Genomic DNA, 13027 nt, shown 5'->3' on the forward strand with positions numbered 1-13027 from the left:
CTTTCAATGAACAGATTTAAAAATTCAGGCAGCCAGGTCAAAAACCAGTACTTCGGCCTGCTTGCCATGGGTGAGCGTCAACAAGGATTCGCTCTCGATCAGTGCCGCGTCGCCGGTGACCAGCGGCTTGCCGTTGACCTCCAGCGCACCGCGCACCAAATGCACATAACTCTTGCGCGCCGGGTCCAGCGCCAGGGTCGCAGATTCATCGCCATCGAACAAGCCCGCATACACCGCCGCATCGGCATGGATGGTCACAGAGCTGTTGGCGCCATCAGGCGATGCCACGAGGCGCAAAACACCGCGCTTTTCGCAGTCCGCAAAGGTCTTTTGCTCGTAGCTGGGCTGGATGCCGGTCACGTTGGGGGTGATCCATATTTGCAGGAAATGCGTGCACGCATCCGGCGCATGGTTGAACTCGCTGTGCTGCACGCCACGGCCCGCACTCATGCGCTGCACATCGCCGGGCGGAATGCCTTTGACGTTGCCCATGGTGTCCCGGTGGGCCAGCTCGCCCTGTAGCACATAGCTGATGATTTCCATATCACGGTGGCCATGGGTGCCAAAGCCCGAACCCGGCGTGATGGTGTCTTCGTTGATGACGCGCAAATTGCCCCAGCCCATGTGTTCCGGGTCGTAATAGCCGGCAAACGAAAAGCTGTGGTGGGACTTCAACCAGCCATGGTCTGCATGGCCACGGTCTTGTGATTTGCGAATCGTGAGCACTTTCATCTCCTGATAGTGGGATTCGGCTGTCGAATCCATGGACTGAACTTTAGGCCCGAGCACCCTTCTGGCCGTCCACATCGTTTGATGGCATCATTCGAAAAATTTCAATGAAAAATAACGAACCATGCAAAACGCACGCGATGTACTGACGCCCGAAGCCTTGTCCATGCTGGTCACCATCCAGGCCCAGGGCAGCTTCGCGGCGGCGGCGCGCAGCCTGGGCATGGTGCCCAGCGCTCTGACCTACAGGGTACGGCAGATCGAAGACGCACTAGACGTACTGCTGTTCGACCGCAGCTCGCGCCAGGCCAAGCTCACCGTCGCCGGGGCCGAGCTGTTGCGCGAAGGCCAGCGTCTGCTGGAGGATATTTCGGCAGTGGCCAACCGCGTCAAACGCGTGGCCACCGGCTGGGAGCCGCAGTTGACCATTGCGGTGGACAGCGTGATCTCGCGCAGCACCGTGCTGGAGCTGTGTGAAGCCTTCTTTGCCCTGAACCCACCCACCCGGCTGAAGATCCGCGAAGAAGTGCTGTACGGCACGCTGGAAGCTCTGGTCTCCGGCATTGCCGACCTGTCCATCGGCGTGGCGATGGAAACCAACACCAACTCCAACATCCTGGGCGAACGCCTGGGGGAAATGCGCTTCATCTACGCCGTAGCGCCGCACCACCCACTGGCCAACGCGCCCGAGCCCCTCAGCGACGTGCTGATACAGCAGCACCGCGCCGTAGCCGTGGCCGACTCCGCCCAGCGCGGCAACGCCCTCACCTTTGGCCTGCTGGGCGGGCAGGACGTATTCACCGTACCCAGCATGCGTGCCAAGCTGGATGCCCATTTACGCGGCTTGGGCGGTGGTTTTCTACCCGAAAGCCTGGCCCGTCCGTACCTGGAAACCGGGCGTCTGGTGAGCCGTGAGGTGGAACGCGCCAGCCGCGTCATCCACATCAGCTATGCCTGGCGTGCCGACACCGGTGGCACCCAAGGACGCGCCCTGCAATGGTGGCTGCAGCAACTGAAAAGTCCGGCCACGCGCAAGGCCCTGCTGGACCGCCAGGCCAGCAATTGAGAAGTTCCACAGACCACCTGCGCAACAGTTGTACAGTGGGGTTGGTTGACTGCGAATGCGTGCGTACGTTCTAACATCCACTCCAAGAAGAAAGCCAACATGACAAAGACCAGCTCTCCCTTTATTCCGCGCCAGATCGCCGTTGTGGGTGCAGGCATAGCCGGTATCACTTGCGCCAGAACCCTGATGCAGGCTGGCCACAACGTCACCCTGTTTGACAAAAGCCGTGGCGTGGGCGGGCGCATGTCCACCCGCAGCAGCAGCTTCGGCACCTTCGACCACGGCACCCAGTATTTCACCGTGCGCGACCCGCGCTTTGCCCTGGCGCTGGAGACCGCCAAAGGCATTTGCCGCCCCTGGAGCGCCAGCTCGGTGCGGGTGCTGGACACCTTTGGCCGCGTTGCCGCTGCAGCCCTTCCATCGCGCGACCCGCATTGGGTTCCCACACCGGGCATGAATGCCCTGGCCAAACACTGGGCCAAGCCCTTGCTGGACGACCAGCGCCTGGAGTTGGAAACCCAGGTCACCCGCATCGAACGTGATCCGTTGAATAAAAAGCAATGGCAGCTGCGCACCACCGGCATGCCAGGGTCGCCCGAAGCCCAACATGTGTTCTCCGGCTTTGATGCAGTCGTGCTGGCCATGCCGCACCCGCAAACCGAGGACCTGCTGCAAAAATCCGCCCAGGCCGCCCGCCTGGTGCGCGACATACGCCGCGTGCAGGTCGCACCCTGCTGGACCCTGATGCTGGCTTTCCCCCAAGCCGTACAGCCCACCATGGCGCACCTGGGCCCGCAGTGGAATGCCGCCCGTAGCAACCACCACCGTATTGCCTGGCTGGCACGCGAGTCCAGCAAACCCGGACGTGGCGGCGTGGAGCGCTGGACAGTGCAGGCCAGCGCTGCGTGGTCGCTTGAACACCTGGAAGACGACAGCGCCCGCGTGCAGGCCAAGCTGCTGAAAGCCTTCACCGAGGTCACTGGCATCCGCGCCGAGCCCAACTTCTCCGCGGTACACCGCTGGCGCTATGCGCAAACCGTGCAACCCCTGGGCCAAAGCCATCTGTGGGATGACAAGTCCGACATTGGTGCCTGCGGCGACTGGTGCATTGGCCACCGGGTGGAGGACGCGTTCATCTCCGGCCTGGAAATGGCGCTCGCTATTGCTTAACCAGTCGCTTAACCAGTCGCTTGACGGATAGCTTGCCGACCTACACCGGGCGCTTCGCGCCCTCGCCGACCGGCCTGTTGCACGCGGGCTCGCTGGTGGCCGCGCTGGCCAGTTGGCTGGACGCCAGAGCACATGGCGGTACCTGGCTGGTGCGCATAGAAGACGTAGACACGCCGCGCTGCATCCCCGGCGCCAGCACGCAGATATTGCAGCAGCTCGTCGCCTGCAGCCTGGTGCCAGACGCCCCGCCAGTTGCCCAATCCACACGCGGCGCGCTATACCAGCAGGCTTTGGACGCTCTGGTCCACAGCGGTTGGGCCTACCCCTGTGCCTGCTCCCGCAAGGACATAGAAGCGGCCTGCGCCGCACACGGCCAGCCGCGCCAACGCCATGCCGAGCTGGTCTACCCCGGCACCTGCCGCACTGGCCTGCAGGGTCGGCCCGCCCGAGCCTGGCGTATGCGTACCGATGCATTTAAAGAAAAGAACCCTCTAGCGCAGGAAATACCTGCGCAAGCCGCTACGAATACCATAGCAAACACCAGCCTGGCGTGGCACGATAGGCGCTTGGGTCTACAGGAGCAAAACCTGGCCACCGAGGTAGGCGACTTCGTCTTGCGCCGTGCCGACGGGCTGTGGGCCTACCAGTTGGCCGTGGTGGTGGACGACGCCGCCCAAGGCATTAGCCATGTGGTGCGCGGCCAGGACCTGGCCGACAACACGCCGCGCCAGATCCATCTGCAACAGGCCCTGGGCCTGCCCACGCCGCAGTACCTGCACACAAAGCTGGTGTGCGGCCCAAATGGCGAAAAGTTGTCCAAACAAAACGGCGCCCAGCCGCTGGATCTGACCGCGCCGCTGGCCGCCTTGCAGGCAGCAGCCCAGGTACTGGGCCTGCCGGCCGTAGGCAGCAGCTGTGCCGATGCGCTGGCGGCCTGGGTGGAGGGCTGGCGCGCTCTCTACAATCCCACCCTGTGAACGACGCAACAAACCCCATCCCCCCCGCAGACGCAGGCCGCCCGGCCGTGCCCCATCCCAAGACCATCAAGAGTTTTGTGCTCCGCGCCGGCCGCACGACCACCGGGCAGACCAAGGCCTTCGAAACCCTGGGCCCTCAATTCCTGCTGCCCTACCGCGCCGCACCACTGGACCTGGACGCCACCTTTGGCCGCAGTGCCCCGCACATCCTGGAAATCGGCTTTGGCATGGGCGAAGCCACGGCCCACATCGCCAGCGTGCTGCCAGAGAAGGACTTTCTGTGCTGCGAAGTGCACCAGCCCGGCGTAGGCGCGCTGCTGAAACGCATTGGCGAACAATCCATACCGAATATCCGCATCGTCTCGCACGACGCCGTGGACGTCATCGACCACATGCTGCCACTGGCCAGCCTGGACGGCATCCACGTGTTCTTCCCCGACCCCTGGCACAAGAAGAAGCACAACAAGCGCCGCCTGCTGCAGGCGCCGCTGGTGGCCAAGCTGGCCGCACGCCTGAAGCCCGGCGGCTATCTGCACTGCGCCACCGACTGGCAAAACTACGCCGAGCAAATGCTGGAAGTACTGGGAGCCGAGCCGCTGCTGCGCAACACGGCCGCCGACTACGCCCCCAAGCCCGACTACCGACCGCTCACCAAGTTCGAGAACCGCGGCATCAAGCTGGGCCATGGCGTGTGGGACCTGGTGTTCCAACGGGTTTGATACCTGCCCACCTCCCCACCCGGGACGGCGTAGGCCCCAGCTGCGTGGGGCTGCCCGGCGGAGACTGGCTCCGCACTATCGATTTCCTGGCGGATAGATTCCCCACGGTACAGCCCGAAGTGTGGCTGCAGCGCATGCAAGACGGCCTGGTGCTGGACGAACAGGCCCAGCCGGTGTTGCCCGACGCGGCCTACCGCCCGCATACCCGTCTGTACTACTACCGCCACCTGGCGAAAGAGCCCCGCATTCCTTTTGAATATACGCTGCTGTTCCAGGACGCGCATCTGGTTGCCGTAGACAAACCGCATTTTTTGCCCACGGTACCGGGTGGACGCTATGTGCAGGAAACCGTGCTGGTACGCCTCAAGCAGGCGCTAGGCCTGGACAGCCTGGCACCGCTGCACCGGCTGGACCGGGAAACCGCCGGCGTCACCCTGTTTTGCATCCACCAGGCTGAGCGCGATGCCTACCACGCGCTATTCCGGCTGCACCAGGTGCATAAAACCTACGAGGCCATCGCCCCCTGGCGCGCAGAACTGCCAGCCGTGCGGCGCAGCCGTATCGTGCAAGGTGAACCCTTTTTTCGCTACTGCGAAGTGCCCGGCGAAGCCAATGCGGAAACCCACATCGCCCTGCTGGAAACCATGGGCGAATGGGCCCGCTACCAGCTAAGCCCTACGACCGGGCGCACCCACCAGTTGCGCATCCATATGGCGGCCTTGGGCGTTCCCATTCGCAATGACCACTGGTACCCCGAGCTGGTTCCGGTGGCCGACGGCGATTTCAGCGCGCCGCTGCAGTTGCTAGCGCGCTGCATAGCTTTCACCGACCCCATCACGGGGCAGGCGCGGCAATTCAGCAGTACGAGGGAACTTAAAGTTTAGGCGCCCAGACAACCGGTGTGCCTGCGGGCTCGTTGGGCAGCAACACCGTGCTGGCCATGGGCACGGCAGCATCGGCCGCACTGGGCGCGGAATGGGCCGCCGTTGCAGGGAGGCTCTCATCGACATAGGCAACGCCCGAGTCAGGGGTCAACAAAATACCCACAGCTACCAACGCAACGGAAAACAGCAGCCAGACGAGCAACGACCACCAGGGGCCGTTCTTTGCACGGATACGGGGCATGGGTTTGGGACGAACCGTTGTGGTGCGCATGTTCACTCCTGTCAACCAATATGCTGCAAGGAAACCATGCCGTCCTGCCGGGCATCCGATTCATGGCAAAAAGCCAATGCATCGCCCCGGGCCTGCGCGGCCAATTTGCCGTATACCGTCTTCACGTGGCACAAAAGGGTTTGCGACGGGCAACCGGCCAATTCACTGATCTGCTCCAGCGACATCCCACGTGCAACCCAACGCAGAATATCTGCCTCGCGCTCCGACAGCGGGTGGATGGAGTCCGCCAGAGACATGGACCAGGCAGACACGCTGCTCACCCCTGCGCGCAGACGAAACCGACCAAGCACACGCCGTGCCATACCTGGGCTGATTGCCGCACCGCCGCCACACAAAGTATGGATACAGCTACCCAGATCATCTTCTGCGGCATCCTTGAAGAAATAGCCACTGGCGCCGGCTTCGATACAGGCCAACACCTGCTCATCGTTGCCGAATTGGGTGAGTACCAGTACCTCGGTGGCGGGGTGGTGCCACGCCATATGGCGGATAACGTCCACCGCCGGCATATCGCTCAAGGCCAGGTCCAGCAACAAGACATCGGGCATGCTTTGCTCAACCACCACCGTTGCGGCAGTGCCGGTGGATACAGCAGCGGCCAGGCTCAGCGCCTGGTCCTGCTCGATAGCGGCCGCGAACTTGAGCAAAACCTCGGGGTTGCTTTCGGCAATCAAAACACTGATCGGTTTTTTGGCAAACATAAATAGACTCCCTAAGCCCGAGATCGATGGAAACGTAAACCGCCAACGTTGTTCAAAATGGGCTGAATGGCCGTGTTGTGGCCGTAGATGCAAGCCGTTTACAAGGCCTGTGATGCGATCCATCTTAGGTAGGCTGAGCATGCTTCGCATCCCTAATATTGACGAAAAACAGCTGCCGTAACACCCTCGTGCACAGGGGCCTTCCGCGCTGCGCCGCCGGTACCTGCATCCTGTGGCAGACTCGCCGTTTGTGCGGATGCGGCGGTGCTCCAGCCCATGGCTACCAACGCAGTGCGCATGCCGGCAGGCTCGGCCAGATGTGGCAACCAGCGCGCTGCCGCAGTGGCAAACAGCACGCAGACCAGAATCCATACGAGGCCAGGACGGTCAAAGTAATGGGGGGCGTGCGTATGTGGATCGGCTTGAAACTGTGAAGAATCACCGAAAGTTTCTGGAAATCCACTGTCACGAGTTGTAAATGGTTCGGGGGTCATGCGTTTTGTCCTTGACAATCAGGCAACATGTCGCTGCCGTGACAGGGGTGGACTGTCCTCCGAACCGGTTTGTACGTCCTTGATCTGCCTGAAACCGATCTGAAAACTTCTGAAACCCGGCCCATCCGCGATTTCCCGGCGTCCCCGCCTCCGTGGCAGCAGGGTGCCATCCAGAGACCTATTTTTTGTATGCAGGTACTTAGTTGTTGAATAGCTACCGTTTTGGCCGCTTCGAGGTCCGGCCATCCCAGCGCATGGTTCTTGTAGACGGCACGGCCACCAACCCGGGAGCGCGTGCCTTTGACGTGTTAATGGCCCTGGTAGAGCACCGCGACCGGGTCGTCACCAAGGACGAACTGCTGGACATGGCCTGGCCCGGGCTGGTGGTAGAAGAAAACAATCTGCAAGCCCAGGTTTCCACGCTGCGCAAGCTCTTGGGCCCGCAGGCCATCGTCACTATTCCGGGGCGCGGCTACCGCTTTGCCCTGGAGGCCAGCGGTGCGCCCAGCACGCCAATCCCCCCCGCACCGCCGCCCATGAGCAACAGCGCCGCCGAAGCGCCTGCGGTCACCCACCTACCCTCGGTGCTGACACAGCTGATCGGTCGCGCCTCCGACGTGTCGAATCTGGGCAGTTTGCTGACCCAGCACCGCCTGTTGACCATCGTGGGCGCGGGCGGCATAGGCAAATCGCTGTTGGCGCAGTGGCTGCTGCACGAGCGGCGCAGCGCCCACCAGCATGGCGTGGCCTGGGTTGATCTGGCGCCGCAAACCGCACCCGAATTCGTCGCCAGCACCGTTGCCGGCGCGCTGGGGCTGCAGTCGGGCCACGGTGACCCGCTCAAAGGCTTGATGGAGGCGGTACGCCCGCTGTCCATGCTGATTGCCATCGACAACGCCGAGCATTTGCTGGACGAAGTCGCCCGCATACTGCAGGCACTGCACCAGGCAGCGCCCCAGCTCAAGGTGCTGGTCACCAGCCAGGCACCGCTCAAGCTGGCCGATGAATGGGTTTACCGGCTGGATGCGCTTGCCCTGCCCGACCGCCTGACTGCTCTGGAAGAGGCCCGCGAATACGGCGCCGTGGCCCTGTTTGCGCAGCGCGCACAGGCGGCGGACCGGCGTTTCACTCTGGGCCCCGAAAACCTGGACACGGTGGTGGAGATATGCCGGCGCCTGGACGGCTTGCCGCTGGCTATCGAGCTGGCAGCGGCCCGCGTGCCCCTGCTGGGCCTGGCGCCCCTGGCCAACTCCCTGAACCAGCGCCTGCGCCTACTCAATGGCGGCAGCCGGCGTGCTCCGGCGCGGCAAAAAACCCTGCGCGCGGCGCTGGAATGGAGCTACAGCCTGCTCGATGGTGTGGAGCAAACCGTGTTCCGCCGGCTAGGCGTCTTCGTTGGTGGTTTTTCGCTGGAAATGGCCAAACAGGTGGTGGCCGACGACAACCTGGACGAATGGTCTGTCGTGGACGTGCTGGGCGCGCTGGTGGACCGCTCTCTGGTAATTGCAGAGCGCACCAACCACGACGAACAGGTGCCGCGCTACCACCTGCTGGACACGCCGCGCAGCTTTGCTCTGGAGCAGCTGGGCGCCGCCAGCGAAGAGCCCACCTTGCGCCAACGCCATGCGCTGGCCATGCGCCATCTGTTCGAGCAGGCCGACATTGACTTCTTCAGCGGCAAGCAGCGCATAGACGACTGGTATGCCGCGCTGGCACCCGACCTGGGCAATGGCCGCGAGGCGCTGAACTGGGCCCTGCACAACGACCCTCAAAGTGCCGTGGCCATCGCCCCGGGCCTGGCCGAGGCGCTCAGCAGCGACCGCCGCCGTGAACGCCGCTACGTCTGGGAAGCCACCGCACCACTGGTCACGGACAAGCTGCCCACCGGCCTGCAGGCCCGCTGGTCCAGCCGTGCAGCCTATTTCTGGGCCTACCGGCAACCCGCCCTGGGCTGCCGCCTGGCGCGCCGCGCCTGCACCCTGTACCGCGCCCAGCCGGGCGAAAAGCGCAACCTGTACCATGCGCTGGCCGCGCTGGTCTATGCACTGACTTATGGACCCGAGCAGCGCCAGGAACAGCGCGAAGTGCTGTCAGAGATGTGGGCCATTGAAGACCCCACCTGGCCGCCCATCGTGCGCAGCTACGGCCTGTTTGCTTCACTAACCTGCAATTTCGTTGCCGGTGCATTTGACCAGGCCATCGAGCAGTTGCTGCAAAAAGCCACACTGGACGCACTGGCCGGCTATTCCGAGGCACTGCTGCGCGGCGAGGACATCATCGCCTACATGGAGCTGGCCGCCGGCCGCGTGGATGCCTCCATCACCCGCTACCTGGCACTGCAACAGCGCCTGGCCAACACCCGGCACATGGCCACCCTGTTGCTGGTGCAGTTGCACCTCACTGGGGCCTGGCTGGCCAAGGGCGATACGGCCCAGGCCCGCGCGCTAGCGCAGGCCTGCTGGCCACAGGTGCTGCACTTTGATGCCCAGGTGTATGCCGCGGACAACCTGGCTCTGCTGGCGGCGCTGGAAAACCGTCCGCAAACCGCTGTCTGTCTGCTGGGCTATGCCGACAAGGTGCACGCCGCACACGGCAAGTCACGCGAAGTGAACGAAGCCCGCTGCGCTGAATGTGCCGAACACATGGCACTCCAACTGCTGGACGCCACCCAGTTCGACCGGCTCAAGACCCTGGGCGCGGGCCTGCGCCACGAAGACGTGGAAGCACTGGCCTTCGGCCTGAACGATCAGACTCTTTGACGCGCAGGCCCAAGACCGCCAGCCTGCTGCAACTAAAGCAAGAAAAAACCACTCTGGCGCAGACAAAACCTGCACCAGCAGCTACGCTTTTGATAGTAAATCAGCTTGCGGGACATCTGCGGGCCCCGTAACATCGTGTTGACAGTTTTGTGTAAGCCCATGCCCCTAAAACGGCACTAGCGTCTGGTCCGGCTCTGCCGGGGCCAAACAAGCACGACAACAACTATCTACGAGACAAAAACCATGCTTTTCCAAGCCGTTCTTTCCCCGGGTGTACAGCTGATGCGGCGCCTGCCCTTGCTGGGCAAGGTATTGCTGCTGGCCGCGGTGCTACTGGCCCTGCCGGTCGGCGTTACGCTGAATGCATTCCTGGGTTCGGCCTCCAGCGCCATGCCCTGGCTGTGCGCGTCCGGACTGCTGGTATCGGCCTATGCACTGCTATGTTTTCACCACAGCTTGGCGCAAGACCTGCAGCAGGTACAGCAGGCCATGGCCCAGTTGGTCAAGGGTGACTTGCGCCTGAAGCTGCAAGTGCGTGGCAGCGACGAACTGGCCGCGCTGGCCAACGCCACGCAGCAAATTGGCTCTACGGTATCGGCCATGGTCGCCAATGTGCGCAGCAACGCGGCTTTCGTCGCCTATGCGGGCAAAAGCCTGGCCAGCGGCAACCGCGACCTGTCCGACCGCACCGAGCAGCAGGCGGCCAACCTGGAGCAAACCGCTGCCAGCGTGGAGCAACTATCCAGCACCGTGCAGACCACCGCGCACACCGCCAGCCAGGCCAATACCCAGGCCGCCAGCGTGCGCGACGCAGCCGACCAGGGCAGCAGCACCATGGCCGATGCCATCGCTTCGGTAGAGGCCATACAAGGCAGCGCCCAGCGCATGGACGAGATCGTGGGTGTGATTGACGGCCTGGCCTTTCAGACGAATATCCTGGCCCTGAACGCCGCCGTGGAAGCCGCCCGCGCGGGTGAATCCGGCCGGGGTTTTGCCGTGGTGGCCAGCGAGGTGCGTTCACTGGCCCAGCGTTCGGCCGGCGCAGCCAAGGAGATCCGCCTGCTCATCGGCACCTCCAGCAGCCAGGTGGCCACCAGCGTGCAAAAAATCCGCAGTGCGGGCAGCACACTGAACAAGGTGGTGTCCGGCATCCGCGACGTGGCCAGCAATATGGCGCACATCTCTGTTTCCAGCGCCGAACAAAGCACCGGCCTGAGCGAGATCACCAGCGCCGTGCGCCAACTGGACGAAATCACCCAGCAAAACGCGCACATGGTGGAGCACGCCGTCACCCAGGCGTCCACACTGGAAAGTCGCGCCTCCACCCTGGTGGAAGCCGTGGCACTGTTCAAGCTGCAGCAGGGCTCGGCCGAAGAAGCCATGGCCCTGGTCGAGCGGGCCGTGGCGCACCGGCACCGCAGTGGTTCTACCGATGGATTTCTGCGCGACCTGACCCAACCTGCCCAGGGTTTCCATGACCGGGACATGTACGTCTTCGCACTGGACCGCAGCGGCAACTACCGCGCCTTTGGCGGCAACCCTGCCAAGGTCGGCACGCGGGTCCAGGACATTGCCGGCATCGACGGCGCGGGCCTGCTGCACGCCATCTACGCCCAGGCAGAACGCGAGCCCGGCTGGGTGGAATACAACATCACCAACCCCAGTACCGGGCGGGTGCAAACCAAGATGTCCTTCGTCCAGCTGGTCGACGACCTGGCCGTGGGCTGCGGGGTCTACAAGAACCTGGTTGTTGCCTGACAAGCCGCTAACAGACCAACAGGCCTCCAGCGCAGGTAGAACCTGCGCAACACGCTACTTATTTGATAGCAATAGTACCCAGGGTCTGACGTAGTTCTTCGCGTACGCTGGCATAGGCCTGTTCCCGAGCTGCGGGGTTACGGCCCGCATGCACACCCTGGCCGGGGCGCACGCCATTGGGCACATTGCGCAGTAGGCGCACACCGCCCGTGGGGTTGTCAAACTCGTGGTAACTGCCGGGGTACACATGCAGCTCGGCCCCCACCGCCTGCCCCAGCGCGATGCACGGTGCTGCAGGTGTCCAGTCGTCGCTCTCACCCAGCAGCAACATCAAGCGGGTGTTCGGCTGGTAGCCGGCCTTGTTGGCGGCGGCGCAGCCTGGGTAAAAGGCAATCGCAGCTGCAAAGGTGTTGGGCTGTGCCGCCACCTCGGGCTGGCGGCGGTCGGTGGCAGCCAACACGGCGCTGCCGCCATGCGACCAGCCCAGGGCTGCAATGGCCTTGGGCCGGGCCCATGGCTGGGCCGCCACCCAGGCCAGCGCGCCCAGAACATCGCTGCGCCGCTGGGTCTGTGTGATGTCGCGCTGGGCCATTTTCTGATTGCACAGCGAATCCTCACCGCGCGATGTCAGGCTGTCGGGGAACAGCACGGCATAGCCCTGGCCCAGCAGCATATCGGCCATGGCCTGGTGCCGGGCATTCAGCTTGCCGCCCTTTGCATACAAGCCGCCACAGCCGTGTACGGCCACCACCGCAGGGCGGGTCGCAGGCCCCGGCGCGTCGGGCAGAAACAGCCAGGCACGCAAACGGGTTCCGTCCAGGCTGTTGAAATGAACTTCCTGCCCCGGGGCAGCGGTGACTGCCTGGGTGGCCGCACACAGAGATACTAAAAACAAGCGCTTCAGCGCCGATGGAATATGCATAAGTAGCTACGAATTAAATAGCAATAAAAAGAAGAAATGATGAACGCATGCCGGCGTCGCCGGCGCAGGCCCTATTTGGTGGCCTCGAGGTTCAGGCTGATAGGTACCGGATGGGCTGCCACCGCAATCGAGCGAGCAGACCAGTCAGGCAGATTATGAAAGGCATCACTGCCCGGTTGCCAAGCTTGCACCGAAGAAAATCCGGCCTGCAGCAAAACCTTGCGCAAGGACTGCTGGTTAAACGCCGTGAAATGGAAGTTGAACGGATAGTCCTGGCCCCCAAACAACGGCGGCAAAATAGCTTCCATGTCCTGGCCGCTGCGCTGGTACATCTCCAGAATGCGGTCGAAGTCCGGCACCGAAATGCACAAGCGCCCGCCGGGCACCAGCACCCTGCACCACTCCTTGAAAATCCCCACGGTACGGTCGCGCGGAAAATGCTCGGCGGCATGGGAGCAATACACAAAGTCCACGCTGCCATCCTTGAAACGCCGCAGCCGTGTCAGGGACTGCACAAAATGCACATGCGGTCGGTCAATGCCATCAATGTTCACAA

The 13027-nt window shown here is 63.3% G+C and carries 13 protein-coding genes; 7 read left to right on the forward strand and 6 right to left on the reverse strand.

The features are described from left to right. Positions 1 to 24: 24 nt before the first annotated feature. On the reverse strand, positions 25 to 726 hold the full coding sequence (locus tag AC07O2_RS12920) for a pirin family protein (protein WP_495076149.1): 702 nt from the start codon (positions 724 to 726) through the stop codon (positions 25 to 27). A gap of 127 nt (positions 727 to 853) precedes the next feature. Here AC07O2_RS12920 and AC07O2_RS12925 point away from each other — a divergent pair, with 127 nt between their 5' ends. The 5 genes from AC07O2_RS12925 (at position 854) to AC07O2_RS12945 (ending at position 5545) form a co-directional block, all read left to right on the forward strand. Beyond that, positions 854 to 1795 (forward strand): LysR family transcriptional regulator, encoded by a 942-nt coding sequence (locus AC07O2_RS12925; protein WP_495076150.1) that lies wholly within the window; start codon positions 854 to 856, stop codon positions 1793 to 1795. Between the two features lie 99 nt (positions 1796 to 1894). Continuing rightward, entirely contained in the window at positions 1895 to 2965 is a 1071-nt protein-coding gene (locus tag AC07O2_RS12930) for an NAD(P)/FAD-dependent oxidoreductase (RefSeq protein WP_495076151.1), read from the forward strand. 20 nt (positions 2966 to 2985) lie between these two features. Then, entirely contained in the window at positions 2986 to 3942 is a 957-nt protein-coding gene (gene gluQRS / locus AC07O2_RS12935) for a tRNA glutamyl-Q(34) synthetase GluQRS (RefSeq protein ID WP_495076152.1), read from the forward strand. After that, positions 3939 to 4661, forward strand: a complete 723-nt coding sequence (gene trmB, locus AC07O2_RS12940) for a tRNA (guanosine(46)-N7)-methyltransferase TrmB (protein ID WP_495076153.1) — start codon at positions 3939 to 3941, stop codon at positions 4659 to 4661. Before gluQRS ends, trmB begins: the two co-directional genes overlap by 4 nt. Then, the gene (locus tag AC07O2_RS12945) at positions 4658 to 5545 is read left to right on the forward strand and encodes a pseudouridine synthase (protein ID WP_495076154.1); all 888 of its coding nucleotides are present in this window, start codon (positions 4658 to 4660) and stop codon (positions 5543 to 5545) included. Before trmB ends, AC07O2_RS12945 begins: the two co-directional genes overlap by 4 nt. Here the strand turns inward: AC07O2_RS12945 and AC07O2_RS12950 are convergent. The 3 genes from AC07O2_RS12950 to AC07O2_RS12960 form a co-directional block, all read right to left on the reverse strand. Further along, entirely contained in the window at positions 5535 to 5816 is a 282-nt protein-coding gene (locus AC07O2_RS12950; protein ID WP_495076155.1) for a hypothetical protein, read from the reverse strand. The two genes, AC07O2_RS12945 and AC07O2_RS12950, sit on opposite strands and share 11 nt — an antisense overlap. Before the next feature lie 11 nt (positions 5817 to 5827). Further along, on the reverse strand, positions 5828 to 6538 hold the full coding sequence (locus tag AC07O2_RS12955) for a response regulator (protein WP_495076156.1): 711 nt from the start codon (positions 6536 to 6538) through the stop codon (positions 5828 to 5830). Between the two features lie 152 nt (positions 6539 to 6690). Beyond that, positions 6691 to 7032: a hypothetical protein gene (locus AC07O2_RS12960; RefSeq protein ID WP_495076157.1), complete on the reverse strand. Its 342-nt coding sequence runs from the start codon at positions 7030 to 7032 to the stop codon at positions 6691 to 6693. 206 nt (positions 7033 to 7238) lie between these two features. Here AC07O2_RS12960 and AC07O2_RS12965 point away from each other — a divergent pair, with 206 nt between their 5' ends. Further along, positions 7239 to 9791 (forward strand): ATP-binding protein, encoded by a 2553-nt coding sequence (locus AC07O2_RS12965; RefSeq protein WP_495076158.1) that lies wholly within the window; start codon positions 7239 to 7241, stop codon positions 9789 to 9791. Between the two features lie 243 nt (positions 9792 to 10034). Next, the gene (locus AC07O2_RS12970; protein ID WP_495076159.1) at positions 10035 to 11549 is read left to right on the forward strand and encodes a methyl-accepting chemotaxis protein; all 1515 of its coding nucleotides are present in this window, start codon (positions 10035 to 10037) and stop codon (positions 11547 to 11549) included. 58 nt (positions 11550 to 11607) lie between these two features. On the opposite strand, the gene AC07O2_RS12975 is transcribed toward AC07O2_RS12970, so the two are convergent. Together AC07O2_RS12975 and AC07O2_RS12980 are read right to left on the reverse strand one after the other, a co-directional pair. Next, positions 11608 to 12471, reverse strand: a complete 864-nt coding sequence (locus AC07O2_RS12975; RefSeq protein WP_495076160.1) for a dienelactone hydrolase family protein — start codon at positions 12469 to 12471, stop codon at positions 11608 to 11610. A gap of 71 nt (positions 12472 to 12542) precedes the next feature. Next, positions 12543 to 13025, reverse strand: coding sequence for a class I SAM-dependent methyltransferase (locus tag AC07O2_RS12980; protein WP_495076161.1), 483 nt, complete (start codon positions 13023 to 13025; stop codon positions 12543 to 12545). Positions 13026 to 13027: the final 2 nt, after the last annotated feature.

It is taken from the genome of Rhodoferax sp. GW821-FHT10B06, assembly GCF_059415605.1.

Excerpts from the sequence above, each read along its gene's own strand:
- AC07O2_RS12955 (WP_495076156.1), bottom strand. The coding sequence starts at position 6,538 with ATGTTTGCCAAAAAACCGATCAGTGTTTTGATTGCCGAAAGCAACCCC.
- AC07O2_RS12960 (WP_495076157.1), bottom strand. The coding sequence starts at position 7,032 with ATGACCCCCGAACCATTTACAACTCGTGACAGTGGATTTCCAGAAACT.
- AC07O2_RS12950 (WP_495076155.1), bottom strand. The coding sequence starts at position 5,816 with ATGCGCACCACAACGGTTCGTCCCAAACCCATGCCCCGTATCCGTGCA.
- AC07O2_RS12970 (WP_495076159.1), top strand. The coding sequence starts at position 10,035 with ATGCTTTTCCAAGCCGTTCTTTCCCCGGGTGTACAGCTGATGCGGCGC.
- AC07O2_RS12975 (WP_495076160.1), bottom strand. The coding sequence starts at position 12,471 with ATGCATATTCCATCGGCGCTGAAGCGCTTGTTTTTAGTATCTCTGTGT.
- AC07O2_RS12930 (WP_495076151.1), top strand. The coding sequence starts at position 1,895 with ATGACAAAGACCAGCTCTCCCTTTATTCCGCGCCAGATCGCCGTTGTG.
- AC07O2_RS12925 (WP_495076150.1), top strand. The coding sequence starts at position 854 with ATGCAAAACGCACGCGATGTACTGACGCCCGAAGCCTTGTCCATGCTG.